The sequence below is a fragment of the Phaeovibrio sulfidiphilus genome, from assembly GCF_014861485.1.
GTDB classification, from domain to species: domain Bacteria; phylum Pseudomonadota; class Alphaproteobacteria; order Rhodospirillales; family Rhodospirillaceae; genus Phaeovibrio; species Phaeovibrio sulfidiphilus.
On record NZ_JACZHT010000001.1, the window covers coordinates 653,396 to 678,831 of the forward strand.

Annotated in this window: 20 protein-coding genes; 11 read left to right on the forward strand and 9 right to left on the reverse strand. The window is 66.1% G+C overall.

The features are described 5' to 3' along the window. Positions 1-58: 58 nt before the first annotated feature. The 5 genes from IHV25_RS02720 to IHV25_RS02740 all read left to right on the forward strand — a co-directional run bounded on the left by IHV25_RS02720 (position 59) and on the right by IHV25_RS02740 (position 7,318). Positions 59-1,420, forward strand: a complete 1,362-nt coding sequence (locus tag IHV25_RS02720) for a glutamate--cysteine ligase (RefSeq protein WP_192533417.1) — start codon at positions 59-61, stop codon at positions 1,418-1,420. Between the two features lie 11 nt (positions 1,421-1,431). Further along, entirely contained in the window at positions 1,432-2,091 is a 660-nt protein-coding gene (locus IHV25_RS02725) for a LysE family translocator (RefSeq protein ID WP_192533418.1), read from the forward strand. A gap of 93 nt (positions 2,092-2,184) precedes the next feature. Further along, positions 2,185-3,792: a TerC family protein gene (locus IHV25_RS02730; RefSeq protein WP_192533424.1), complete on the forward strand. Its 1,608-nt coding sequence runs from the start codon at positions 2,185-2,187 to the stop codon at positions 3,790-3,792. 289 nt (positions 3,793-4,081) lie between these two features. Then, complete coding sequence (locus tag IHV25_RS02735) at positions 4,082-4,468, forward strand: YgiW/YdeI family stress tolerance OB fold protein (protein ID WP_192533425.1); 387 nt, start codon at positions 4,082-4,084, stop codon at positions 4,466-4,468. 1,158 nt (positions 4,469-5,626) lie between these two features. Then, positions 5,627-7,318: a hypothetical protein gene (locus tag IHV25_RS02740; protein WP_192533427.1), complete on the forward strand. Its 1,692-nt coding sequence runs from the start codon at positions 5,627-5,629 to the stop codon at positions 7,316-7,318. Between the two features lie 383 nt (positions 7,319-7,701). On the opposite strand, the gene ribA is transcribed toward IHV25_RS02740, so the two are convergent. Beyond that, positions 7,702-8,868 (reverse strand): GTP cyclohydrolase II, encoded by a 1,167-nt coding sequence (ribA, locus tag IHV25_RS02745; RefSeq protein WP_192533429.1) that lies wholly within the window; start codon positions 8,866-8,868, stop codon positions 7,702-7,704. A gap of 309 nt (positions 8,869-9,177) precedes the next feature. On the opposite strand from ribA, the gene IHV25_RS02750 reads away from it, so the two are divergent. Continuing rightward, positions 9,178-9,846, forward strand: coding sequence for a winged helix-turn-helix domain-containing protein (locus IHV25_RS02750; protein ID WP_192533430.1), 669 nt, complete (start codon positions 9,178-9,180; stop codon positions 9,844-9,846). A gap of 933 nt (positions 9,847-10,779) precedes the next feature. Continuing rightward, the gene (gene purH, locus IHV25_RS02755) at positions 10,780-12,360 is read left to right on the forward strand and encodes a bifunctional phosphoribosylaminoimidazolecarboxamide formyltransferase/IMP cyclohydrolase (RefSeq protein WP_192533432.1); all 1,581 of its coding nucleotides are present in this window, start codon (positions 10,780-10,782) and stop codon (positions 12,358-12,360) included. Positions 12,361-12,674: 314 nt separating this feature from the next. On the opposite strand, the gene IHV25_RS02760 is transcribed toward purH, so the two are convergent. The 5 genes from IHV25_RS02760 to hisB form a co-directional block, all read right to left on the reverse strand. After that, complete coding sequence (locus tag IHV25_RS02760; protein ID WP_192533434.1) at positions 12,675-13,046, reverse strand: histidine triad nucleotide-binding protein; 372 nt, start codon at positions 13,044-13,046, stop codon at positions 12,675-12,677. Between the two features lie 98 nt (positions 13,047-13,144). Continuing rightward, positions 13,145-13,492, reverse strand: coding sequence for a phosphoribosyl-ATP diphosphatase (locus IHV25_RS02765; RefSeq protein WP_192533436.1), 348 nt, complete (start codon positions 13,490-13,492; stop codon positions 13,145-13,147). Beyond that, complete coding sequence (gene hisF, locus IHV25_RS02770; RefSeq protein ID WP_192533437.1) at positions 13,489-14,265, reverse strand: imidazole glycerol phosphate synthase subunit HisF; 777 nt, start codon at positions 14,263-14,265, stop codon at positions 13,489-13,491. The genes IHV25_RS02765 and hisF overlap by 4 nt, the downstream gene beginning before the upstream one ends. Before the next feature lie 13 nt (positions 14,266-14,278). Continuing rightward, entirely contained in the window at positions 14,279-15,001 is a 723-nt protein-coding gene (hisA, locus tag IHV25_RS02775; protein ID WP_192533439.1) for a 1-(5-phosphoribosyl)-5-[(5-phosphoribosylamino)methylideneamino]imidazole-4-carboxamide isomerase, read from the reverse strand. A gap of 914 nt (positions 15,002-15,915) precedes the next feature. Beyond that, positions 15,916-16,533, reverse strand: coding sequence for an imidazoleglycerol-phosphate dehydratase HisB (gene hisB / locus IHV25_RS02780; protein ID WP_192533440.1), 618 nt, complete (start codon positions 16,531-16,533; stop codon positions 15,916-15,918). Positions 16,534-16,765: 232 nt separating this feature from the next. Between hisB and IHV25_RS02785 the strand changes: the two genes are divergently transcribed. From IHV25_RS02785 to IHV25_RS02800, 4 genes are all read left to right on the forward strand, one after another. Beyond that, positions 16,766-17,215 (forward strand): helix-turn-helix domain-containing protein, encoded by a 450-nt coding sequence (locus IHV25_RS02785; protein WP_192533441.1) that lies wholly within the window; start codon positions 16,766-16,768, stop codon positions 17,213-17,215. Between the two features lie 231 nt (positions 17,216-17,446). Beyond that, entirely contained in the window at positions 17,447-18,019 is a 573-nt protein-coding gene (gene hslV, locus IHV25_RS02790) for an ATP-dependent protease subunit HslV (protein ID WP_192533444.1), read from the forward strand. Between the two features lie 55 nt (positions 18,020-18,074). Beyond that, positions 18,075-19,385 (forward strand): ATP-dependent protease ATPase subunit HslU, encoded by a 1,311-nt coding sequence (gene hslU, locus IHV25_RS02795; protein WP_192533446.1) that lies wholly within the window; start codon positions 18,075-18,077, stop codon positions 19,383-19,385. Positions 19,386-20,350: 965 nt separating this feature from the next. Beyond that, positions 20,351-21,802, forward strand: a complete 1,452-nt coding sequence (locus IHV25_RS02800) for a sodium:proton antiporter (protein WP_192533448.1) — start codon at positions 20,351-20,353, stop codon at positions 21,800-21,802. Between the two features lie 155 nt (positions 21,803-21,957). Here the strand turns inward: IHV25_RS02800 and IHV25_RS02805 are convergent, their stop codons facing one another. The 3 genes from IHV25_RS02805 to guaB form a co-directional block, all read right to left on the reverse strand. Further along, entirely contained in the window at positions 21,958-22,323 is a 366-nt protein-coding gene (locus IHV25_RS02805) for a hypothetical protein (protein WP_192533449.1), read from the reverse strand. A gap of 262 nt (positions 22,324-22,585) precedes the next feature. Further along, a complete protein-coding gene (locus IHV25_RS02810; RefSeq protein ID WP_192533451.1) occupies positions 22,586-23,869 on the reverse strand; it encodes a methyltransferase domain-containing protein in 1,284 nt (427 codons plus the stop codon). Further along, positions 23,866-25,326 carry an IMP dehydrogenase gene (guaB, locus tag IHV25_RS02815; RefSeq protein WP_192533452.1) on the reverse strand — a complete coding sequence of 487 codons (1,461 nt, stop codon included), beginning with the start codon at positions 25,324-25,326 and terminating at the stop codon, positions 23,866-23,868. Before guaB ends, IHV25_RS02810 begins: the two co-directional genes overlap by 4 nt. Positions 25,327-25,436 lie beyond the last annotated feature (110 nt).

Below are 25,436 nucleotides of genomic sequence, written 5' to 3' on the forward strand. Positions count from 1 at the left end.
GTCCGGATGCCCTGCGGTCTCGCGCGGCTCCGACGTGCTTCAGACGACTGGATACAGCATGGCGCTTTCCAAGCACGACCCGCTCACTCGCGACGACCTCATCGGATGGCTCGAGTCCGGCTGCCGCCCCCGGGAGCAGTGGCGCATCGGAGCGGAGCACGAAAAGTTCGTTTTCCGGACCGATGATTTCCGCCCCCCCGCCTACGAGGGCGAGCGCGGCATCGGCGCCCTCCTGCGCCAGATCATGGAGCGTGACCCGTCCTGGACCGGGGTCTACGAGGGGGATGCCCTCATCGCCCTGAGCGGCGGGCCGAAAGGCTCCATCACCCTGGAGCCCGGCGGACAGCTGGAGCTCTCGGGCGCGGTCCTGGGCTCGGTGCACGAGACCTGTAAGGAAACCACGGACCACCACAAGGCCATGAAAGCGGTGGCCCAGGATCTGGACCTCGCCTTCCTCGGTCTGGGGTTCAATCCGAAATGGCACCGCGAGGACTTCCACTGGATGCCCAAGGGCCGCTACCGGATCATGCGCTCCTACATGCCCAAGGTGGGCAGCCTGGGCTTGGACATGATGCTGCGGACCTGCACCGTGCAGGCCAATCTGGACTTCTCGTCCGAGGCGGACATGGTCAAGAAGTTCCGGGTGTCTCTGGCGCTCCAGCCGGTGGCGACGGCCCTGTTTGCCTCCAGCCCCTTCCGGGAGGGCAAGCCCTCGGGCTACCTGTCCACCCGGGCCCACATCTGGACCGACACGGACCGGGCGCGCACCGGCCTGCTGCCCTTCGTCTTCGAGGACGGCATGGGCTTCGAGCGCTACGCCGACTACCTGCTGGACGTGCCCATGTATTTCGTCCACCGGGGTGACACCTACATTGATGCCTCGGGCCAGTCGTTCCGGGACTTCATGAACGGGCGCCTCGAGGCCCTCCCCGGAGAGCTCCCGGTCCTGTCCGACTGGGAGGACCACAGCTCGGTCGCCTTCCCCGAGGTGCGCCTGAAGCGCTACCTGGAAATGCGCGGCGCCGACGCGGGCCGCTGGCAGGATCTGTGCGCCCTGCCCGCCCTGTGGATCGGCCTGCTGTACGACACCACCGCCCTCGACGCCGCCTGGGACCTGGTCAGGGACTGGACCCTGGAGGAGCGCGCGGCTCTCTACGCGGCGGTGCCCACCACCGGCCTTCGGACCCCGTTCCGGGATGGAACCGTCCGGGACCTGGCCCTGAAGGTTCTCGAGATCGCGGCGGCCGGACTGAAGGCCCGCGCCATCACCAACGAGCGCGGCCAGGACGAGTCCATGTTCCTGGACGCCCTGTGGATGCACGCGGAGGAAGGGAAGTCTCAGGCCGACCGGCTGCTTGAGTTCTACCACCAGCGCTGGAACGACAGCGTTGATCCCATCTTCGCGGAATGCATGTACTAGGGAGCGGAGCCATGGAGCTTCTTGCGAGCCTTGATCCCGTCAAGGTCGGGAAGTTCCTGATCTCGGCTGTGGCGCTGACCCTGGCCCCGGGACCGGACAACCTGATGGTCCTCGGGCTGGGGCTGGCCCGGGGGCGGCTGGAGGGCATCCTGTTCGGTGCCGGCTGTGCCCTCGGGACGCTGGTCCACACGCTTCTGGCCACCCTGGGCATCAGCGCCCTGATCGTGGCCTCCCCCGCCGCCTTCACCGGCCTGAAAATCGCCGGGGCCGCCTACCTGGCCTGGCTGGGGATCCAGGTGCTCCGCCATGCCCGGGATCCGGCCCGCGGACGCACCAACGGCGTCCCCGTCCGGCGACTGGGCGTGTTCCTCAAGGGGATGGGGGCCGCGGCCGTCAATCCCAAGCTGGTTGTGTTTTTCCTCGCCTTCCTGCCCCAGTTCATTGTCCCGGCGCACGGGGAGGTCTGGTTCCAGACGCTGGTGCTGGGGGTTCTGTTCGGGCTCCAGGGCGGGCTGGTCCTGGCCCTGATCGGCTATTTCGCCGGCACCCTGGGCCGCCGGATGGCCAGTGACCCGCGCCTTGTCGTGGGACTTAACGTGCTGGCCGGTCTTGTCTTTCTGACCCTGGCCCTGAATCTCGCCGTGGACCTTGTTTTTTTAGCCATTGCGTAACACCGGGGCGGCTTATACGCTTTCCCTTCTCCGGAGCCGGGCGCTTCCGACCCGGGTTCCTTCCCCCTTTTTTTGTGATCATGCCGCGCGACGATGGACGCACTTCTGGATATCGGCTTTCTCTCCGCCCTGGGCCAGGTTTTTCACCAGGCCTTTTCCGAGCCCCGAGTTCTTGCCGGGCTCCTGACCCTGATCGGGCTTGAGATCGTCCTCGGGGTCGACAACCTCATTTTCATCGCCATCCTGACCGAGAGCCTGCCTCCGGCCCAGCGGGACCGGGCCCGGATCGTGGGCCTGAGCCTGGCGCTGTTCATGCGCCTTGCCCTGCTGGCGGGTATCGCCTGGATGGTGGGCCTGACCCAGGAAATCTTTGCCATCGGGCCCATCAGCCTGTCCTGGCGCGACATCATCCTGATCGGGGGCGGCTGCTTCCTGCTGTTCAAGGCCACCACCGAGATCCACGAGCGGATCGAGGGCGTCTCCCACACCAAGAAGCGCCTTGTGCGGGCCAGCTTCTTCGCGGTGATCGCCCAGATCCTGGTGCTGGATGCGGTGTTCTCGCTGGATTCCATCATCACCGCTGTGGGCATCGTGCGGGAGCTCTGGGTGATGATGACCGCCGTCGTGGTGGCCATGATCGTCATGATCGTGGGCTCGGGCCCCCTGACCCGATTTGTGGGGCGTCACCCCACGGTCATCATGCTGTGCCTGTCCTTCCTTCTGATGATCGGCCTGTCCCTGATCACCGAGGGGCTGGGAGCCGACATCCCCAAGGGCTACCTGTATGGCGCCATGGCGTTCTCGATCCTGGTGGAGTTCTTCAACCAGGTGCGCGAGCGCAACATCCGCAAGCACGCCGAGAAGGTTCCCCTGCGCGAGCGGGCCGCCGACACAGTGATCCGCCTGCTTGGCGGGCGGACCGTGTCCGAGGGTGGCGTCCTCGCGGATCCGACCCCGGCGCCGGGTGAGGAGCCCCTGCCCTTCGGCGAGACCGAACGGGAGATGGTCGCGGGCGTCCTGCGGCTGGGTGGCCGCACGGTGCGCTCCATCATGACGCCGCGCGGCGAGATCGCCTGGCTCGACATCGCTGCGGACAACGAGGCCATCCGCTCGGTGGTCGCCCGGCACGGCCATGCGCGCTACCTGGTCTGTGACGGGCGCCTCGAGGAGGTCCGCGGCGTGGTCCTGGTCCGCGACCTGTTCGGCGATCTTGTGGCAGGCGGACAGATCGACCTGAAGGCCCGCATGCATCCGCCCCTGGTGGTGCCCGAGACCCTTCCGGTCACCAGCCTGATCGAGACCCTGAAGACCACCCCGACCCGGCTTGCCATCATCTCGGACGACTTCGGGGACATCCACGGCATCGTCACCCCCACCGACGTCCTGGCGGAAATCTCCCGGGACCTGGTGGAGGACGAGGACGCGGTCGCCCGCCCCGAGCGCCTGGCCAACGGAAGCCTGCGTTTCCGCGGAGCCATGCCCATCGACGAGGTGGCCTCCATTCTGGAGCGGCGGGACATGGTGGGCGCCGGGCGCTACTCGACCCTGGCCGGGTTCGTCCTGTGGCACATCGGATCGGTTCCGGCCCAGGGTCATGCCTTCGACTGGCAGGGCTATCACTTCGTGTGCTCGAAGGTGGAGGGAAACCGGATCCAGACCATCGACATCACCGGATCCCCGGACCGGGGCCGTCCGGCCTGAGGGCAGGCGGCACCCCGGCCGGGGCGCCGGAAGCGCCCTCCGACAGCCGACGGGGGCGGCCCACAGCGGACCGTCCCCCACCGCCCGCACCAACAACAACCCCAGAGTGTTTTATAGGCCCGGAACGGCACCGGCCTCGCGCCCGCGGGTTGAGTAGGGTGCTCGACCCCCGCGGGTGACAAACACGTAATGCCCTGCGAAGAAACAGCGTTGTGCTTCTTAAATTGGCATGACTATAATCCAACTGTCCCCAGCCCCAGCCACCTTAACCCAACTGAGGATTGTTGCCATGACGCACACTGTTGCACGCCGTACACGTCCGCTTGCCGTTCTCGCTCTCGGGGCGGCTCTTGCTCTCCCCGCGGTGGGCGCCCACGCCCAGAACCCCGCCGATGACCTGCCCATCCCCACCCCGGCCCTGACCACGGTCAAGGGAACCGCGGACATGCGCGACGACACCCCCGTCACCCTTCGCGGCTACCTCGTCAAGGCCCTGGGCGACGAGAAGTACACCTTCAAGGATGACACCGGCACCATCGTCGTCGAGATCGATGACGACAAGTGGCAGGGGATGACCTTCAACCCCAATGAGATGGTCGAGCTGGACGGTGAGATCGACCGCGGCATGATGAAGATGAAGGTCGACGTGGATGTGATCCGCAAGGCCCAGCCCTGATCGTTAACCGCCCGCGGACACCCAGGGTCTGCGGGCGGCCCCTCTGGGCCGGAGAGAAGACCACCGGGTCACCCGAACGCAAAGGTCCAGCTTTCCCGGACACCATGCCTCCGGCTCAGCCGGACGCCAACGTCCGGCCCTCCTGCGCACCATCCTTCCGACTCCCCGACACCGGACATACAGCCGTCCCCGGCTCACTGCCTCTGCCCCCCCGGACGGCCAGCGCCCCACCTTCCCCCATGCCACGCCTGTGGCTCTCCAGGGGCGCGCAACGTCCAGCCCTCCTGCGCACCATCCTTCTGGCTCCCGGACAGACAGCCGCCAGCTTTCCCGAACGCAGAACACCGGCTCCCCCGAACCCAAGGCGGGCACCCTCTCCCGACGCCGGACCACCGGCGCGCCGGCCTCCAGCGCGTGTCATTGACCGGCGTCCCGGAACCACCCGTCCCGCCGTGTGAACACCCCCCAAACGCACATCCGCGCCCACAGCGACTCCGGCCGGGTGCCCGCGCTGCCTCCGCCCCCCACCAGCGTCTTGGCCGCCCCAGGCATCCCCCCTGCCTCGGCCCCAGCGCCTGCTCACAGCCGGACACACCCGCCTCCCCAAACTGCCCGGCACACAAGAGGCCCCGCATAACGGACCCGCATGCCAAGGCTGGCCATAAAGGCCGCAACCGTATACCCCATCCTGTCCAGCCTCCATCGGATGGAGAGCGGCTCTCCCGTAGCACCGCCAGGCGGCCAATCTGCGCCCGCAGGGCATACGGCCCCCTGCCTCGGCCCCAGCGCCATCAGGATCCACGCCCACTGACCCGTGCGCCTGCCTTCCGGTTGCGTCTTCCCACGCCACCACCCGGAACCACCGTGCGAAGGCGCGCTGTAGGGAGCCCGGGCTGGCCCGGCGCGGGTACCGTCTCCCGGCCTTTTGCCGAGCGACCTCTTTTGCTATGCTTTTTTGTAGAACGACTCGGAGCGTGGCGCCACACGGGCCCGTGTGGGCGGCCCTGCCTGTCCATACGGCCGGTTCGGGCGCGGAGCGGGACAACGCCGCGCCCTGCAAACAAAGCCCAACACGTCCCGGCGGATCCCTCCGGCCCCGGCCGGGGCCGTTTTTCGCGCCGGTCCACACGCGCCTGTCCACGATGGAGCACCCGGTCCATGACCACCCCCGTCCCTCCGCCCTCCAGTCCCCTCCCGACCCTGCCCGGAGGCTCGGGAACGAGCATGGTGGCCTCCATCCCCTCGCCGCCCCCGGCCATGACCGCCCTGAGCCCGGGAACACCCGTGGAGGCCACGGTGTCGGGCTATCCGTCACGGGGCGAAACACTTCTGCAAACGCCGTTTGGCGAGGTCTCGCTGCGCACGGCCCAGTCCCTCCCGGCGGACCGGGCGCTGACGCTCGTCTATCTGGGAACAGGCGCCCAGGGGCAGGCCCTCGTGCGGCTGTCCTGGCCCGGTCCCGGCGTGATGGGGCCTGCAGGAAGCCTGACCGGCACGGGATCGGCCCCCACACTCACACCTGCAACGCCGGTGGTGGCCCCTGGGGGACCGTCCGCACCCGTGGGCATTCCGGCCTCTGTGGTGGGGCCGCCGGGTGGGCCGTGGGTCGGAGCCCTGCCCGCGGGCCTGACCCCGCTGCCCGTCGGAAGTCTCCTGGCGGTGCGGATTGTGGACATCGGCCCCGCCGGATCCGCCGCTCCGGGGAGCACTCCGGCAAGCGGAGCCGGAGGTCCGGCGACCGGGGCTGCGGCGGGAATTACGCAAAGCGTAACGGCCTATAATACAATTGGAAAATTTATAAAAGCTGCACCCGGGGGGCCTGCAGGGCCCGTGTCTCCGCCCCTCCCGGACCCGTCTTCCGAGGCCACAAAACCCGGTGTTCCGCAAGACGGAACACGCGGTGCCACGACCGCAGCCGGTGCGGCGCGCGCAACGGGCCCCTCCACCCTGACCCTGCTGACCGGTTTGCAGCTTCCCGGCACCATCGTCTCGACCGGATCCGCCTCCGCGTCCCTGGTGGACACGGCACTGGGGCGCCTCGCCATCAACACGTCCCTGCCCGGGGACACCGGAACCACGATCCGCGTCCAGATCCTGTCTGCCGGCGGAACCGTGAGCGCGCCGGGCACCCTGTCCCTTCCCCTGCTGTCCGGCGGGGGCTGGCCCGCGCTCCAGGACGCCCTGGCCCTGGCCCAGGCCAGCGCCGCCCTTGGCCGGAGCGCAGACACAGGCGCCCTGCTGGATGCCATGATCCGCCCGGGCCCGGCCATGCTGGTCAATGCCCTGGGTTTCCTTGCCAGTCTGCGGGCGGGCGGAGAGCTGGGGGTTTGGCCGGGAAACCGGGCGCTTCGGGATCTGGAGCGTCTTGGGGAGAAGGGGAAGGCCGTCGCCAGCCGCCTGGGCAGTGATCTGAAGGCCATGGCCGCCGAGCCGCGGGAGGGCTCCGGCCCGCCGTCCGAATGGCGGGTGCTCACCCTGCCGTGCCTGAATGACGGGGAAATCACTCCCATCCGCCTGATCACCCGCCACACCCCCGAGCACGACGCGGGAGACGGCCACCCCGGCGCGCCGGGAGACCGCTTCCTTGTGGACGTGGCCCTGTCACGCCTGGGGCCGATCCAGCTGGACGGGTTCTTCCAGAAGGGACCGCGCCAGATGGACCTTGTGGTCCGCAGCGGCACGCCCCTGCCCCCGGTGATGCATCGGGATATCCGGGCTCTGTACAACGAGGCCCTGTCGGCCCTGGGCTTTCGCGGGTCAATCCGGTTCGAGGCCGGGCAGCCCTTCTTCGAGCCGCCGGAGCTCCCGCACCCCCCCAGTCGGCCGGACACGGGCGGCCTGGTGATCTGATCCAACAGCGGCTGCGCAACCCGGTGCCTGATCGGAACGGCAGACGGGACGCACGGACAGGGCACCGGCCCCGATGCCGATGCCGCTCGGGCCCCCGCAACGCCGTGCAGGCCGCCTTCAGGGGAGCGGAGCGCAATAAGGGGGCTATCGGCCCGGCACCGGCACGGCCGCACAGCCGTAAAGGCGACTCACAATGGCCAAGGGGCAGCGCAAGGCTATCGGCCAGGCAGAACACCGCCGCGGGCTGGGCCAGCGTTGTGCGGACCTCTGTCGCCAACAAAGGTGGGGCGCTGTGCAAGGCGGTCCACCTCGGACAGGCGCGACCACCGCGGCCCCGCCGTCAGGCCCGCATGCGACGATCCGACCTTTCCCGCCGGACCCGCCTAAAGCAGGTGGCCGCCGCGCTTCGCTTTCGTCTCGAGATAAGCCCGGTTGTGGGGATTGGGGGCGAAGGCGTGGGGAACGCGCTCCACCACGTCGACGCCGTGCGCCCGCAAAGCGTCCACCTTCAGGGGATTGTTGGTCAGCAACCGCACGGACCGGATCCCGAGCGCCCGCAGCATCACGGCAGCGGGCAGATAGAGCCGCTCGTCATCCTCGAAGCCCAGCTGCTCGTTGGCGTCCAGGGTGTCCAGGCCCTCGTCCTGAAGGCGGTAGGCCCTCAGCTTGTTCACAAGGCCGATCCCCCGCCCCTCCTGGGCAAGGTACAGGACAACGCCCGCCCCTTCCTGGTCCATGGTCCGCATGGCGCCACGAAGCTGCTGGCCGCAGTCGCAGCGCAGGGATCCCAGAAGGTCGCCGGTCAGGCACTCGGAATGCAGGCGCACCAGAACGGGCTTGTCGGTCTCCAAGGTTCCGATCACGATGGCCAGGTGCTCGAGGCCGCCATCCGCCGGGCGGAACGCCTTGACCCGCGTGTTTTCCGCATCGAACAGCGGCACCCGGGCCTCGCCCACGCACGCCAGGGACTCCGCCTGAACCGAGGGATGAACGGCCATGTCCTCGGCCCGGATCACCGGGAACCCGTCCTGGGACGGGTCGGCAAGAAGGCCGGGAACAACCGGAGGCTCGGCGACCACCGCCACCGTCGGAAGAAGCCGTGCAGCCTTGGCCAGACGCACTGCACCCAGAGCGGCTGAATCCGCCGCCACGCCCCGGACGTCCTCCAGGAACGGAGCCAGCGGACACGACGGGCCGCTGCGGTACGTGGGATCCCCCAGGACGCCAAAAACGGCCTCGGGGGCGCCGGGGGCAATCTTCAGAAGAAAGGCCTCGGCGTCTTCGGTTCCCGGCGGGGCCTCAAGCCCCAGAGCCCGGAAACGGCGGCCGCTCATGGCAATGGCCCAGCCCCGGGACGATCCGCCGTCCGCGGCCAGAGGCGCAAAGAACTCCACCGAAACCGCCCAAAGGACGTCGTCGGGCGCCTGCCCCTGGATCCGGATCGGAAGACCGGTGCGAACCTGGGCAATGCCCCGGCCCACCCGTGCGAGAAGAGCGTGCCCCTCGGGGGACAGGGTCAGGCCGTCCTCCTGAAAATAAACAGATAGCATCGGAGTGTTCACAAGCGTCCCCATCGGGTCAGTTTGGAGGGGCTGGGCAGCACCACCGCGCGGTGCCGGTCCGGCGCTCCCTATTTAGGCCGAAAACGCCGGAAATTGAAGACGGAAACCCCTCCCCGGCGATCTTTCCCGCAGGACACACGCGCCCGACACAGTCAGGGGCGCGGGAAACGGGCCGGGAGACGCTCGTCTGTTCATGACGAATTCTCCACGTAGGAACAAGATATACGATTTAATGCGGACAGGACCACATACATGTAGTAAAAATGAGCATCATCCCTGTCGGGAAAGGATCGTGCCATGCCCTCCCCCACGCCCCTGCTCGTCGTCTCGCGCAGCAAGCCGGTCGCGGATGTCCTGTGCTCGACCCTGGGCGCGCTGGACCGGCCCCTGAGGATCGAGGCCGCCGAAACCACCCGTGACGCCACACAGAACGGCGATCTGGCCCGGTTCCGGGCCATTGTCCTGTACTGCGGCCGGGAGGCCCCGGACGACCAGCCCGGCGACATTCTGGCCACAGGATACGGGGGCACTTTGGTGTGTCTGGACGACCGCCCGGAGGCGGAGCATCCCGCGCAGGTCCGGCACCTGCCCCTTCCCGTGTCGCTGGCGGCCCTGGAAAGCAGCCTTTTCGCGCCTCCGACGGCACCGGAAGAGGCCACCGCCCTGCCTCTGGCCGGCGGGCGCTTCCTGTTCAATGCGAAATCCGGCGTTATCTATCGCGCCAACGGCGAGGCGGGCCCTCCGCTGACCGAAAAGGAAACGGCTCTCCTTCTGTGCCTCTACAATAGCGCGAGTCACAGTGCGCGGCGGGATGATCTCCTGTCGGCGGTATGGGGCTATGGAAACGAGATCGAGACCCACACCCTCGAGACCTATATTTATCGTCTGCGCCAGAAATTTCCCCTCCGTGAGGGCGAGACGGCCCCTCTCCTGACCCGGGCAGGTGGCTACGCACTGGAGGCCTGAGCCCCCGAGACAGAGACTCCCCAGGCTGGCGGACGGGCCAAAAGCCCCCGACAGGCCCGGACAAAACCCTTAAAATTCATTACATTATTCAAAACTATTGCCGGATAGTAGATACGGTGCCACACTGAACCGGTGGACAATGGGTCGTCTACTAGTTTTTGGATGAGCCTGAAACGGGCGGTAACCTGAAAAGCCCCACCGGAGCACTCGGGTTCTCCGGTCCGGACGCAGCGGAAAAACACCCGAAAACGCAATACGCGAACACGGGTGAAGATTTTCCCCACTCGCGGGAAACCCCGATAAAAGGGGCGGGGTCGCCTTTTACGATTAGGCGAAAAAACCGAGAAGCCACTCACGCAATGCGGGCGCGCCCATTCACGAACACCTCATGTGGATGTTTCGCATGGCGTAACACGCCTTATATTGAGTTTGATCCGCGCCGATTTTTTGTCGCATAACGTTAGTCTCGCCGGAAAAACACAAATACACCGAAAACGTCCGGGTCTTTTTGCGCGTAGTGTGACCGAGCGCGATCAACTAAAACGACACGCTCGCCGAGGTTGACTCGGGAAAAGGGAGAGCGGGTCTTCCCGTAAACCGGGATCTTTTGCGGCTTGGCCCCACTGTAACGCGACTCGACCCGGCCGACGCCAGACCCGGGACACGAAAATCAGCCCCGCATTCCAAAAATTCCCCCAACAGGACTCCATCTGGGCCGTCAAAACCACGGGCCCCGGCAAAACAGGACGCGGAAAATCCCCGTCGCGCCGCCGAAAACCCCACCAAAAGGCGAGATCAGAGCCCCGGGCACACGATAAACGGACCAGGCGGGTTTAATCCGGGTCGTCGACGTTTCTCCACTATGGTATTCTTGCCGACGCAAGGCCGAAGTGTTCGGCCCGATCCCCCTGAAAATACATACGAGCTTGAACTGTGCCACACCTGATCCCTATCCGCCGTGCCCTTATCAGCGTTTCCGACAAGACCGGACTTGTCGAATTTGCCCGCTTTCTTCAGAAGAGCGGGGTCGAGATCCTGTCCACCGGCGGAAGCGCGAAAGCGCTTGTTGATGCCGATATCGCCGTGACCGAGGTCTCGGACTTCACCGGCTTTCCCGAGCTTCTCGACGGACGGGTGAAGACCCTGCACCCGCGGATCCACGGCGGCATTCTGGGCGTCCGGGACAACCCGGCCCACCAGAAAGCCATGGAGGAGCACGACATCCCCCCCATCGACCTGGTGGTGGTGAACCTCTATCCGTTTGAGTCCACCGTGGCCGGAGGCGCCGAGTTCGCCACCTGCATCGAGAACATCGACATCGGCGGACCGTCCCTGATCCGGGGCGCGGCGAAGAACCACGCGTTCGTGACGGTCGTCGTCGACCCGGAGGACTACGCCCCGGTGATGGACGCCATGAAGGACAACAACGGCGCCACGCCCCTGGCCCTGCGCCGCCAGCTTGCCTCCACCGCCTTCGCCCGCTGCGGAGCCTACGACGGCGCCATCGCAACCTGGTTCCAGGACCAGATCAACGAGCAGACCCCACGCTACTGCGTCTTCGGCGGCCGCCTGCGCCAGCCCCTGCGCTACGGCGAGAACGGCCACCAGCACGCCGGCTTCTACGTGAGCGGCCTGGGTCGGCCCGGCGTCGGCTCGGCCCGCCAGCTCCAGGGCAAGGAACTGTCCTACAACAATATCAATGACACGGATTCCGCCTTCGATCTGGTGTGCGAGTTCTCAAAACCCGCCGTCGCCATCATCAAGCACGCGAACCCGTGTGGCGTGGCCAGTTCGGACTCCATCGTCGACGCCTATAAGGCAGCCTTCGCCTGCGATCCCGTCAGCGCCTTCGGGGGCATCATCGCCCTCAACCGCCCCATTGACGGCCCGACCGCCGAGGCCATCACCTCGATCTTCACCGAGGTGGTCATCGCCCCCGGCGCCGACGAGGACGCCCTGCGCATCTTCGAGACCAAGAAGAACCTGCGCCTTCTGCTGACCGATGCCCTGGGCGACGCCCGTGCGGCGGAGCGGACCGTCCGCTCGGTGGCCGGCGGTTTCCTGATGCAGGACCGGGACGCCCTAGTGGTCGACGAGCGCGACCTGAAGGTCGTCACCCGCCGCGCGCCCACGGACCAGGAGATGGAAGACCTTCTCTTTGCCTTCACCGTTTGCAAGCACGTGAAGTCCAACGCCATCGTTTACGCGAAGGACGGAGCGACCGTCGGCATCGGCGCCGGGCAGACCAGCCGCGTTGACAGCGCCCGGATCGCCTCGTGGAAAGCCGAGGAGGCCGCCACCGCCGCCGGACTGACCGCGCCGCGCACCCACGGCTCGGTGGTCGCGTCGGACGCGTTCTTCCCCTTCGCCGACGGCCTGGTGGCCACCGTGAAAGCCGGAGCCGTTGCGGTCATCCAGCCGGGCGGATCCGTCCGGGATGACGAGGTCATCAAGGCCGCCGACGATGCGGGCATCGCCATGGTCTTCACGGGCGTGCGCCACTTCCTGCACTAGGCCGGACGCCAGCACACCACCGGTTCAGGCCGGAGCCGACAGATCTGTCGGCTCCGGTTTTTTTATGCCATCAGCGTTTTGGGGGGCAGGTGGAGGGCCCGTCCAGCTTTCGGACACGGTCCTTCCGGCGCGTTCGGGCGAGATCCCGTCAGCACGTTCAGGGACGTAATCGCTGTCGGCGGCGGGCTCCATGAACAGCCCGAACCCGGACATGACGGCCCGCCCCCACGCAAACGCGGGGGGCGCCAAACTCGTCAGCCCCACGCCCCCACAGGACCGCCGGACACGGCCGAAGCCGCGCCGGAACGCGTGGATCAGTCGGCCAGAGGCGTGACGATCTTCGTGCCCAGCCGGGCACCGGCCAGGATGTGGACGTGGAAGTGGGGGACTTCCTGCATGGAGTCCGGCCCCGCGTTGGCAATGGTGCGGTAGCCGGTTTCGGACACCCCGAGGGTTTTGGCGACGGTCTGGACGGCCCGGAAGAACCCGGCCACCTCCGCATCGGAGCCCCGCTCGGCGAAATCCCGCCAGCAGGTGTAGGGGCCCTTCGGAATCACCAGCGCATGAACCGGCGCCTGCGGGTGAATGTCGTGGAAGGCAAAGGCCCAGTCGTCTTCATAGATCTTTTTGGCCGGAATCTCGCCGCGAAGGATCCGGGCAAAAATATTGTTGGTGTCGTAGCTCATCAGCACATCCTCCCGTGTTGCACGTGCCCTGCCGCCGGAGGCGCCCGGAAAAAGACCCCGGGCGGCCGCTGCAGCACAGGCCCGTCCGTCCGGAACGCTCAGCGCCCGGCGTCGGGCCGGGATGCCTTTTCCTCGAGCCCGGACATTCCGAAGCGCGCCTCGAGCTCGGCCCAGACGCGCTGCGGGTCCACGCCCACATCGGCCCACAGAACGGTCAGATGATAGAGAAGATCCGCACTTTCCGAAACCACCTCGTCGGGGCCCTGGGCAAGAGCGGCAGAGGCGACCTCGAAGGCCTCCTCCCCCATCTTGTTGGTGATCTTGACCCGCCCCTTAGAAAAGAGGCGAGCCGTGTAGGAGGTGCTGTCATCGGCCCCCTTGCGGGACAGGACAACAGAGTGCAGCCTGTCCAGCACGTGGGGAAGCCCGGAGGACCGCTCCGTCATGCGGAGGCTCCGCGGATCGGGTTCACGGGAATGCCGGCGCGGGCCATGTATTCCTTCGCCTCGGCGATGGAGATCTCACCGAAGTGGAAGACCGAGGCCGCGAGAACCGCACTGGCGTGTCCGTCCCGCACACCCTCGACCAGGTGCTCCAGCGTGCCCACGCCGCCCGAGGCGGTGACCGGAATGCCAACCGCGTCGGCAACCGCTCGGGTCAGGGGAATGTCGAAGCCGTCCTTGGTGCCGTCCCGGTCCATGGAGGTCACAAGCAGCTCGCCCGCCCCCAGGGCCTCCATGCGACGGGCCCACTCGACCGCGTCCAGGCCGGTGCCCTTGTGGCCACCGTGGGTGATCACCTCGAAGGTGCCGTCACCCCTGGCGCGGCCGTCGATGGCGACAATGACACGCTCGCGTCCGAACTCGGCCGCCGCCTCGCCCACAAAGTCGGGATTGAGAACGGCCGTCGTGTTGATGGAGATCTTGTCCGCGCCGGAATCAAACAGCCGGCGAATGTCGTCCAGGGTGCGAATGCCCCCGCCCACGGTCAGCGGAACGGTGCACTGCTTGGCCGTTCGGGCGACCACATCGAAGAGGGTGTCGCGGTTTTCGGAGCTGGCGGTGATGTCAAGAAACACCAGCTCGTCGGCTCCACCCTCGGCGTAGGCACGGGCGTGCTCGGCCGGGTCTCCCGCATCGCGGAAGTCCACGAAATTGATCCCTTTGACAACCCGCCCGTCCTTCATGTCCAGACAGGGAATGATCCTTACCGTCTGCATCGTCTGTTGTCCTCTATTTGAGAATCCCGAGGGCAGCCCCGAGATCAAGAGTGCCGTCATACAGGGCACGACCGCTGATGACCCCGACAATCCCGGAGCCCTCGGCCGACTTGACCGCCCGGATATCCGAAAGGTCAGTCACGCCGCCCGAAACGATCACCGGCGTCGTGATCCCCTCGGCGAGGGTCCGCGACGCGTCGATGTTGACGCCCTGCATGGCGCCGTCGCGCTCGATGTCCGTATGGATGATGGCGCTCACGCCCGCATCCTCGAACAGGAGGGCCAGGTCATGGGCCGTGACGTTGGACGTTTCCGCCCAACCCTCGACCGCCACCTTGCCCCCACGCGCATCAATGCCCACCGCGATCCGGCCCGGCCAGGCCTGGCAGGCCTCCTTGACAAAGGCCGGATCCCGAAGGGCAACTGTTCCGAGTATCACACGCCGGACGCCCAGTCCGATCCAGCGCTCGATGGTTTTCATGGTCCGGATCCCGCCGCCCAGCTGAACCGGGATCTCCACCTCGGCCAGGATGGACCGCACGGCATCCTCGTTCACCGGCGTCCCGGTAAAGGCTCCGTTCAGGTCCACCACATGAAGCCACTCACACCCGGCGTCGACAAACTGCCGGGCCTGTTGCGCAGGGTCATCACCAAACACCGTTACGTTGTTGATGTCGCCCCGCAAAAGGCGGACGCACTGCCCGTCTTTCAGGTCAATTGCTGGAAACAGAATCATGGTTCTCGTCTTCTCATCCACCTGGTGCCGCCCCTGCCGGGCTTTTTCGACGAATGCCGAAACTACACTAAACTGGAGCGTTTGCCGCCAAAACGTGAGGGGGAAAATCTATTATTACCATTTTCTCACTGCATCACGCTCCGCACTCCCGCGCCGCGGGAGGGACCGGAGCCGAGAACCTCGACCGCCTCACGGCCGGGGCCGCACTGTTTCCAGCCGGGATTTCCCAATGATACCGGGACGCATCGCCCCCTCACACGCTCACACTCACTCCGGTCCTGCCGGAGACCGCGGACCTTATCACTTTAGGGGGAGCATGGGAATGCACCGTTTCGCGACGGAACGCCTGTGTTTCCCCGGGACTGCGGACCCGGCGCACGGGCAGCGCAACGCAAAGAAGAATTTTCTTCTTGACCTTGAGGCCCTTCCAACCCATTTGAAGGACACAACGGATGCGAGTTACGGTCTACCATCACGGGTATCGTTGCAAACGATAAAGACTGCCCGCCAGACGCGATAAATCGCTACCGTATTTCGCCACTGAGCTCCCGGTCGGCGGGTGAAAAAAGAACACGCGATAAGCGCTCTTTTTCGCTTCGGAAACCGGACGGACCACGTTATGAAGATTGATCACAATGCCTGAAGGTTATCGCGTTCTCCCCGCTCTGCCCCGACCGGGACACTCCGGAAACGGGCAGCCGCATGCGGCGGAGCGACGCGTGCAGCATCTCCCGCCGGTCGTCCGTGCCGGCGACAGGGGTTATTCCTTGCGAGATCAAGAGTTCGGTGCCACAAAACGGGCCGGACACAACGGGTGGGGCCTCCGCCCGGGACAGCGCTGCACCGGTGACACACCGGCCCGAGGGCGCGCAACGCGGACAATCCGCGCTGCGCTGTGGACAGGGTCCGGGTGGTCAGGACGCGAGGGGCTGGATGCCCTTGCTGTGAAGAGCGCCCTTGGTCGAGGGCACGCTGTCCGCCGCGCGCTCATCCACGGTCCAGGCCTGACGGAGGGCTCGCGCAAGAGCCTTGAAGCTGGCCTCGACGATATGATGGTTGTTTTCGCCGTAGAGGGAAGAAACATGAAGAGTTAGACCGGCCGTCTGGGAAAAGGCCTGAAACCACTCGCGAAACAGCTCGGTATCCATCCTGCCGACTGTGGGGCGCGTGAACCGGACATCCCAGACCAGATAGGGTCGGTTGGAAAAGTCCAGAGCGACGCGACACAAGGCTTCATCCATGGGAATCAAGGCAGAGCCGTACCGGTAAATACCCTTGCGAACTCCGAGTGCCTCGGAAACGGCCTGGCCGATCGCAAGGCCCACGTCCTCGGTGGTGTGGTGATCGTCGATGTGAATATCGCCCTTCGCCCGAACCCGAAGGTCCATGAGGCTGTGACGGGAAAGCTGTTCCAGCATGTGGTCCAGAAAACCAACGCCGGTAGCAATGTCGTAGCTCCCATTTCCGTCGAGATCGAGGGTGACCTCTACGAAGGTTTCTCTTGTTTCACGAGTAATCGTGGATTTTCTCACCGGCAATACTCCACCTTTTCCCCGGTATGCGGAACATTACCGTCGAACAACTCCGGGGAAGATTTATCAACCGATCTCTGAATTTATCCCTCAGGTGTCAAAAGACTGGAAACGACGTCTATGACACTGTAGGGTAACCCCGAATCGGGGTGCGTAAACAGGATCAACTTCCGTCCCTCTGACAGCGAACATCACGTCAGGAGGACATAGAAACAGATCATGGGGCAAGAACGTGAAAAGGTCAAAGAGTGAAGAGACGGGACCCGATCCCGTAGACGTACATGTCGGCTGTCGACTCCGGTTACGCCGCACCCTTCTGAATCTCTCCCAGGAACAGCTCGCAAACTCGGTTGGCGTGACCTTCCAGCAGATCCAGAAGTATGAGCGTGGTTCCAACAGGATCAGCGCAAGCCGCCTGTATGATATCTCGAAGGTGCTGGGTGTCCCCGTATCCTTCTTTTTCGAGGATATCGGCCAAGATATCATCGACAGCAGGAAGCTCAAGGTCTCCCCGGCAGACTCTGTCGCCCTCCTTGAGGAAGCTCCGGTCCCGGCTTACGAGCGGGATCCGTTTCAGAAAAGTGAAACTCTCGAGCTCATCCGCGCGTACTGGCGACTGCAAAACAGCGCTGTCCGCCAGAACGCCCTTGCACTGCTCAAGAGCCTGACCAGCCGGGAATAAACCTCTCCTCCCGGGAGCCCGCCACACAGCGGGGGGTTCCCGGGACAGGGCCCCTGAAGCCCTGTCCAGGACACCGACACTCTCCCGTCCGGCCCCCCTCCTCCAAGGGGGGCCGACGTTGCTTTCGGGCCCTGCAATCAGGAAAAGCCCTTTCTTTCCTCGTCCATCCCCCATAAATGAGTAATCCGTGCCACGCTCATCCGGCACGTTCCTTTTCCGGGGATGTCTCTCATGAATGAACATGCTCACTCCGCAACGTCCTGGCACGGCACCACCATTCTGGCGGTGCGCCGCAAGGGATCGGTTGTCATCGCCGGCGATGGCCAGGTCACGCTTGGCAACACGGTGATCAAGGGCACGGCCCGCAAGGTGCGCCCGCTCGCCGGAGGCACCGTTATCGCCGGATTTGCCGGCGCGACGGCCGACGCCTTCACCCTGTTCGAGCGCCTCGAGGAAAAACTCGAGCGCTTCCCCGGGCAGCTGACCCGGGCCTGCGTCGAGCTGACCAAGGACTGGCGCACGGACCGGTACCTCCGCCGCCTCGAGGCCATGATGGCCGTTGCGGACCGGGACATCTCCCTTGTGCTCAGCGGCAACGGCGACGTGCTCGAGCCCGATGACGGCCTGATCGGCATCGGCTCCGGCGGCGCCTACGCCCTGTCCGCAGCCCGTGCTCTGGCGGGGCTCGAAAACGACATGGACCCGGAGGACATCGCCCGCAGGGCCATGGCCATCGCCGCCGACATCTGCATCTACACAAACCACAACGTGACGGTGGAGCGCCTCGACGCCGACACCCCGTAACCGCTCGCCCGCGCCCGGCCGCCCAAGGCCATCTTGTGACAACAGGACACCCCCAATGACAACCTTCAGCCCACGAGAGATCGTCTCCGAACTGGACCGCTACATCATCGGACAGGCCGAGGCCAAGCGCGCCGTTGCTGTCGCCCTGCGCAACCGCTGGCGCCGCCAGCAGCTCCCCGACAGTCTCCGGGACGAGGTTCTGCCGAAGAACATCCTCATGATCGGGCCGACCGGCGTTGGCAAGACCGAGATCGCCCGACGCCTGGCCCGCCTGGCCCAGGCCCCCTTCATCAAGATCGAGGCCACCAAGTTCACCGAGGTCGGCTACGTGGGCCGGGACGTGGAGAGCATCATCCGCGACCTGCTGGAAATCGCCATCGCCGAGGAGCGCGAGCGCCAGCGCAAGACGCTCACCGCCAAGGCCGAGCTCAACGCCGAGGAGCGGGTGCTCGACGCCCTGTGCGGCAGCGGCGCCTCGGACGAGACCCGCCAGAAGATGCGCAAGAAGCTCCGCGAGGGCGAGCTGAACAGCCGCGAGATCGACATCCAGGTTCAGGACAGCAGCACGTCCAACATGCCCGCGTTCGACATCCCCGGCATGCCCGGCGGCCAGATGAACATGTTCAGCCTGGGGGACATCTTCGGCAAGGCCTTCGGCGGCCGGACCAAAACCCGCCGGGTCAGCGTCTCGGACTCCTATGACATCCTGGTGCGCGAGGAGGCCGACAAGCTGGTGGACAACGACCAGGTCGTGTCCGCCGCCATGAAGCAGGTCGAGAACAACGGGATCGTCTTTCTGGACGAGGTGGACAAGATCGCCGCCAGCCCGGACCGGCGCGGTGCGGACGTCTCCCGCGAGGGGGTCCAGCGCGACCTGCTGCCCCTGATCGAGGGCACGACCGTGTCCACCAAGTACGGCCCGGTCAAGACGGACCACATCCTGTTCATCGCGTCCGGCGCCTTCCACGTGGCCAAGCCCTCGGACCTTCTGCCCGAGCTGCAGGGCCGCCTGCCCATCCGGGTGGAGCTCCGGTCCCTGGACCAGGACGACTTCAAGCGCATCCTGACCGAGCCGGAGGCCAGCCTGCTCAAGCAGTACAAGGCCCTGCTGGACACCGAGGGTGTGACCCTGGAGTTCCCCGAGGAAACCATCGAGGCCATCGCCCGCATCGCGACCGAGGTCAACACGGCCATCGAGAACATCGGGGCCCGGCGCCTGCACACGGTCCTGGAGCGTCTTCTGGAGGAGATCAGCTTCACAGCAACCGACCGCAGCGGCACGACCATCGTCGTCCAGCCGGACCTGGTGCAGGAGCGGGTGGGCGCCCTGGCGGCCAAGGCGGACCTGTCGCGCTTCATCCTGTAGACCTGCGGCGCGCCCACCAACTGCGGCACGCGCGCTGCATGCCAACTCTCCGGGGGCCTTCACCGTGGCAGGCCCCCGGACCCCGTCACGCCGGCCCCGGCCGCCTCCCCCACATCCGCAACACACAGCGGGCGGCAGGCGGCAGGAAACGACGGCCCCCCCGGGGCGTACAACGGCCCGGTTCTCGACCGCACCCACACGATGCCGGTTCCGCGCAACAGGACGCCCCCGAAACCTCCGCCCGGCCCGGCGCACGGACACACGTCCCCGCGGCAACCAGACCACCCCGTAAACGGCCCTTCAGGCCCCGCAGAGGCCCCGAAGAAGGCGAGCACAAGGGCAGGCCCGTCGACCGCTACGGGCACTCCCGAGGCTTGCGCCGACGGCCAGAGCGCCGGGACACGGGAAACACCCGACGGGTCCCTGTGATACCGCCCGGAAGCCTCTCCCGCATCCGCATGGGACAACGGGCGGCAGGGAGCGACTGTCCACCGGAACGGAGCAGAACTGAGCCGCCCCACCCGTCCCTCTCTCGCCGGTCCGGCCCGAAGCCCGGAGCAGCCCAGACGGATCCTCGACCGGTCTGGGACATACATCGGGGCGGGCACGAGGAACCGCTTGCGGCCGGGCCCCACGCCAGACCCCTGCCCCATCCCCAGCCCCCGGCCCCATCCCCTGGCGGCTGTCCCGCCCCGGGACGCCGGAGCGCGCGGTACCGCAAATCGGCCCTAAAAGCCCCCTGGGGTGTTTCGATCATTACTAGCAACCAAAACGGGTGATCAACACAACCATCGCAACGGGCTCCCCCGTGGACACCCTTGCCAGGAAATTGACAAAGATCAGCGGCGATCTTTTCGATAAAAAAAATTAATACGCAACCGGTGCGATTTTTTCTCGACGGCGAAATGCGTGACTGGCACTTTTATGAGATCACTTATCAACCACTGTTATGGAGAACACGCCTGATGACCTTTGTTGCCCTCCGACGTATCCTCCGTCGTGGCATGCCGCTTTTCGCCGTTTTTGCCGCTCTTCTGTTCCTTCCTTCGCCTCTTCTTGCCGATGACGGCGCGCCCCATCTTCCGGGAGCCGGGCTGTCCCTGGTCTGGACCCTTCCCTTTGTGGGAATGCTCCTGTCCATCGCCCTGGGCCCCCTGGTGGCCCCGGACTTCTGGCATCGCCATTTCGGAAAAATTTCCCTGTTCTGGGCGCTGGCCTTTCTGGTCCCGTGCGCCCTGGTTTACGGCATCGAGATTGCCTCCTACGAGGCGGTTCACGCGCTTTTGTTGGAATATCTTCCCTTTATCGTCCTTCTTTTTGCCCTGTTTACCGTGTCGGGCGGCGTGCGCCTGAAAGGCTCTCTGGTGGGCGGTCCCGGGGTGAACACCGGGATCCTGGTCGTGGGCACGATCCTCGCCAACCTTATGGGCACGACCGGAGCGGCCATGCTTCTGATCCGGCCGCTGCTTCGTGCCAACGAGCACCGCCGCTACAAGGTGCACACGGTCATCTTCTTTATCTTCCTTGTGGCCAATATCGGAGGATCCCTCACCCCTCTGGGTGACCCGCCCCTGTTCCTGGGCTTCCTGAAGGGCATCTCGTTCTTCTGGCCGCTCCAGAACATGGCAGGCCCCATGCTGCTGGTGAGCGGGATCCTGATCCCGGTCTACTATATCACCGACCGGATCCTTCTCGCCAAAGAGGGCGGCCTGAAGACGCCGGCCACCGGCACGCCGGAAAAGGCCGGGATCGAGGGCGGCATCAACCTGGTGCTTCTGGCCGGCATTGTGGCCTCGGTTCTCATGAGCGGGTATGTCCGTCTGCCCTGGAGCGTTGAGATCCACCACGTGACCCTCGAGGCCCAGAACCTTCTGCGCGACGCCCTGATGCTGGCCATCGCCGGGCTCTCCCTTCTTCTGACCCGGGCCGAAACCCGCGAGCGCAACGGCTTCACCTGGTTCCCGATCGTGGAGGTGGGCAAGCTGTTTATCGGGATTTTCCTCGCCATGATCCCGGCCATCGCCATCCTGAAGGCCGGCGAGAGCGGCAGCCTGGCCTGGGCCATCGCCCTGGTTTCGGACGCCGAGGGCAACCCCATCAATGTGGGCTATTTCCTGCTCACCGGATGCCTGTCCGCGTTCCTGGACAACGCGCCGACCTACCTTGTGTTCTTCAATATGGCGGGCGGTGACGCGGCGGAGCTGATGACGACCCTGTCGCCGACGCTTCTGGCGATCTCGGCGGGCTCGGTGTTTATCGGTGCGCTGACCTATATCGGCAACGCGCCGAACTTCATGGTCCGGTCCATTGCCCAGGATGCGGGGGTGAACATGCCCAGCTTCTTCGGCTACATGGTCTGGTCCTGCGGGATCCTGATCCCGGTTCTCGCCATCCTGACCCTGGTCTACTTCGTGTAGCCGGACCGGCGCCCACGACGCCACACAGTGTCCCCGGGCCCGCCGACGGTTGGCCCGGGTTTTTTATGGGCGCTGTGCCCGGGGGCGACAGGGTGCCAAAAGCGGATGCAGGCGGCCCTGTGCAGGGCCCCGTGCCGGGGGTCAAACGCACGGACCTAGCGGGCAGTGCCCCCATGCTCCAGACGCACCGTGTCCAGAAAGGCGAGGGCCTTGGTCATACGCGCCTCGCCGAGCGGCGGGTTCCCGGGGGCAAAGGGCGCAGTCTCCCAGGACATCTGGACAAGATAGCTTCCGGCCGTTCCACGCAGATACAGGAAAAACGAGACCTCGCCCCGGCCCGTGTCGGTGCGGCGGGGGCAGCTGATGGTCCAGAACCCGCGCCCTCCCCCGCCCTCCACGGAAAACTGGAGCGCACTCGAGGCCGAGCCCTCGCAGACCGCGGCGTAGTCGGTTGCGCTGCGCATCTGGGCGGTACGCACGTCCGGAGCCTCGGGATCCCGGGCGAGCGAGACGATGATCATCTCCCGTGTTCCCGGGACACCCGTCTGTGGCGGATGGAAAACGGTTTTCTGATAGGTGTCCGAGGTCGCCACCGGGACCGGTGTCCAGCCCGCGGGCAGAGAAAAAATGAGAGCCTCGGACTCGGGGGCCGAAGCCCCCGAGTCCGATCGCGCGCGCGCGTTGTCCGGGGCGGCAAGCGTCTCCGCCCGTCCCGGACCGGGTAACAGCAGTGCCAGAGCCAGAAGGCCGCCTGCAACGCCGCGCCTCATGGCCCCGATCCCTCTATCCGTCGCGCTTCAGGACAGCGACGAAGAAGCCGTCCGTACCGTCGCGCGAGGGGGAGAAGCGCAGCAGCGGCGCGCCCGTCCCTGCCTCCGGATCCAGGGAATAATCGGCCCGGGTTGCAAGGAACTCCGAAACGCGGGCCTCGTTTTCCTCCCCCAGAACCGAGCACGTGGCATACACCAGCCGCCCGCCCGGCTTGACCAGGGTCGCCGCCCGCTCCAGAAGAGCGGTCTGCTCGGTCCGCAGCCGGTCGATGTGACGGGGCCACAGGCGCCAGCGGGCATCGGGATTACGCCGGAAGGTTCCGGTTCCCGAGCACGGAGCGTCCACCAGGACCACGTCAAAGCTGCCCTGCCGACGCTTCAGCCAGCGGTTGGTCTCGGACTCAAGGGGGCGGCAGGTCACGTTGTGGACCCCGGCCCTCTGAAGCCGTACCCGTGCGCGGGACAACCGTTTTTCGCTGACGTCCGTGGCCGTGACCGAGCCCTTGTTGTTCATCATCTGGGCCATGGCCAGGGTCTTGCCCCCGGCGCCGGCGCACAGATCAAGAACCGACTGCCCGGGCTTCACACCGGCGGCCAGGGCGATCATCTGGCTGCCCTCGTCCTGAACCTCGAACAGACCCTCCTGAAATGCCGGAAGGGCTGCAATGTTCGGACGCCCGCTGACACGTACGGCCCAGGGGCTGTGGGTGCCGGCCTCGGCGGTGATCCCCCGCTCCTCCAGAAGCGCGAGAACGTCGTCCCGGGTGGTCTTCAGGGTGTTCACCCGAAGATCCAGCGGCGCCTCGCGCAGAAGGGCCTCGAGCTCCTCGAATGTGCGGTCCCCGAACTCCCGGACCATACGCTCGTAGAGCCAGTCGGGAAGCTCGTAACGCACCGCATCCGGCATCTCCGGATGGTCGAGTGCGTTCACCTTTTCGAGGGCGTCGATCAGGCGCGTTTCCCCCGCCGAGAGGGACTTCGGATCGTAGGGGCCGGGCTTGCCGTCGGGAAACGAGAACAGAAGCTCGCCCCGGTCCGCGCCCTCGCACAGGAGCCGCCAGGCGATGAGAAGCGCCCGGGGCGTCACCGTCGCGCCCGCATGCTCCACCTGCCAGGACAGCCGGGCCCGGGTGCGAAGGACACCCCACACGAGGGTGCCCACCGCACGCCGGTCCGTCGAGCCCATAAAACGATGGGAGCGATAGTAGGCGTTGATGATGCCGTCCGCCGGACGATCCGTCTGAAGAACTTCACCCAGAAGCTCGACTGCGGCCTGAAAGCGCGCTTTGGGGGTCACAGGCCGCCTCGATAGTTCGGGGCTTCCTTGGTGATGGTGACGTCATGGACGTGGCTCTCGCGCCAGCCCGCGCCCGTAATCCGCCGGAAGCGGGCCCGATCCCGCAGGTCATTCAGGGTCACGCTGCCCGTATAGCCCATGGCCGCCTTCAGACCGCCCATCAGCTGGTGAATGACGGTGGCAGCGGCACCCTTGTAGGGCACCTGACCCTCGATCCCCTCGGGAACCAGCTTGAGCTCCGAGACCTCGGCCTGGAAGTAGCGGTCCGCCGAGCCGCGGGCCATGGCGCCCAGGGAGCCCATGCCGCGGTACGATTTGTAGGACCGCCCCTGATACAGGTACACCTCGCCCGGCGCCTCGGCCGTGCCCGCAAGCAGGCTGCCGATCATGACCGCGCTGGCGCCACCGGCCAGAGCCTTGGCAATGTCGCCGGAGTACTTGATGCCGCCGTCCGAGATCAGGCCAATATCCATGTCCTTGAGGGCGTCCGCGACCTCCAGCACCGCGCTGAACTGCGGCACACCGACACCCGCGACAATGCGGGTCGTGCAGATGGAGCCGGGACCAATGCCAACCTTGACGGCGTCGGCGCCTGCCTCGACCAGGGCCAGGGCCCCTTCCGGCGTGGCCACGTTGCCCGCGATCACCTGAGCGTCGGGGCGGAACGTCTTGATGCGCCGAACGGCCTCCAGGACGCCCCGGGAGTGGCCGTGGGCGGTGTCCACAACGACGACGTCCACACCGGCCTCCAGAAGCGCGCGGGCACGGGCAAACCCGTCCTCGCCCACGCCGGTGGCCGCCGCCACGCGCAGGCGGCCATGCTCGTCCTTGCAGGAGTCCGGGTAGGTCTTGGCCTTCTCCATGTCCTTGACCGTAAGCAGGCCCACGCACCGGTTCGCATCGTCCACCACCAGAAGCTTCTCAATCCGGTGCAGGTGCAGGAGCCGCTTGGCCTCCGCCTGGGAGACGCCGCCCTTCACGGTGACGAGGTTTTCCGAGGTCATATAGGTCCGGACCGGGGCGACGGTGTCCTCGGCGAAGCGGACGTCGCGGTGGGTCAGGATGCCCACCAGAGTGCCCGTGCCGGGCTCGGTCACCGGGATGCCGCTGATGCTGTGCTTCTTCATCAGCGCCAGCGCGTTGGCCAGGGGCTCTTCCGGCCCGATGGTCACCGGGTTCACCACCATGCCCGCCTCGAAGCGCTTGACGCGGCGGACCTCCTCGGCCTGGGTCTCGATATCCAGGTTCTTGTGAATGACGCCGATGCCGCCGGACTGCGCCATCAGGATCGCCATGGAACTCTCGGTCACCGTGTCCATGGCCGCAGAGACCAGGGGGATGTTCAGCGAGATGGTCCGGGTAAGGCGGGTGTGGGTCCGCGCCTGAGCGGGAAGCACGTCCGAGGCCCTCGGTTCGAGCAACACGTCGTCAAAGGTCAAGGCTTCGGGAATAATCACAATCCAAACTCCAGTTTATCAGAAGCCGATCCCCGGACGCCCGTCCAGACGAAGTGGGATCGGCGAAACCACCATTTATTTCAACAGTCTAGAGGCGAAGCACCGCATTT

What these genes read in the sequence shown, in the direction of transcription:
- IHV25_RS02720 (WP_192533417.1), top strand. Translation starts at nt 59, where the DNA reads ATGGCGCTTTCCAAGCACGACCCGCTCACTCGCGACGACCTCATCGGA.
- IHV25_RS02725 (WP_192533418.1), top strand. Translation starts at nt 1,432, where the DNA reads ATGGAGCTTCTTGCGAGCCTTGATCCCGTCAAGGTCGGGAAGTTCCTG.
- IHV25_RS02730 (WP_192533424.1), top strand. Translation starts at nt 2,185, where the DNA reads ATGGACGCACTTCTGGATATCGGCTTTCTCTCCGCCCTGGGCCAGGTT.
- IHV25_RS02735 (WP_192533425.1), top strand. Translation starts at nt 4,082, where the DNA reads ATGACGCACACTGTTGCACGCCGTACACGTCCGCTTGCCGTTCTCGCT.
- IHV25_RS02740 (WP_192533427.1), top strand. Translation starts at nt 5,627, where the DNA reads ATGACCACCCCCGTCCCTCCGCCCTCCAGTCCCCTCCCGACCCTGCCC.
- ribA (WP_192533429.1), bottom strand. Translation starts at nt 8,868, where the DNA reads ATGCTATCTGTTTATTTTCAGGAGGACGGCCTGACCCTGTCCCCCGAG.
- IHV25_RS02750 (WP_192533430.1), top strand. Translation starts at nt 9,178, where the DNA reads ATGCCCTCCCCCACGCCCCTGCTCGTCGTCTCGCGCAGCAAGCCGGTC.
- IHV25_RS02760 (WP_192533434.1), bottom strand. Translation starts at nt 13,046, where the DNA reads ATGAGCTACGACACCAACAATATTTTTGCCCGGATCCTTCGCGGCGAG.
- IHV25_RS02765 (WP_192533436.1), bottom strand. Translation starts at nt 13,492, where the DNA reads ATGACGGAGCGGTCCTCCGGGCTTCCCCACGTGCTGGACAGGCTGCAC.
- hisF (WP_192533437.1), bottom strand. Translation starts at nt 14,265, where the DNA reads ATGCAGACGGTAAGGATCATTCCCTGTCTGGACATGAAGGACGGGCGG.
- hisA (WP_192533439.1), bottom strand. Translation starts at nt 15,001, where the DNA reads ATGATTCTGTTTCCAGCAATTGACCTGAAAGACGGGCAGTGCGTCCGC.
- hslV (WP_192533444.1), top strand. Translation starts at nt 17,447, where the DNA reads ATGAATGAACATGCTCACTCCGCAACGTCCTGGCACGGCACCACCATT.
- hslU (WP_192533446.1), top strand. Translation starts at nt 18,075, where the DNA reads ATGACAACCTTCAGCCCACGAGAGATCGTCTCCGAACTGGACCGCTAC.
- IHV25_RS02800 (WP_192533448.1), top strand. Translation starts at nt 20,351, where the DNA reads ATGACCTTTGTTGCCCTCCGACGTATCCTCCGTCGTGGCATGCCGCTT.
- IHV25_RS02805 (WP_192533449.1), bottom strand. Translation starts at nt 22,323, where the DNA reads ATGATCATCGTCTCGCTCGCCCGGGATCCCGAGGCTCCGGACGTGCGT.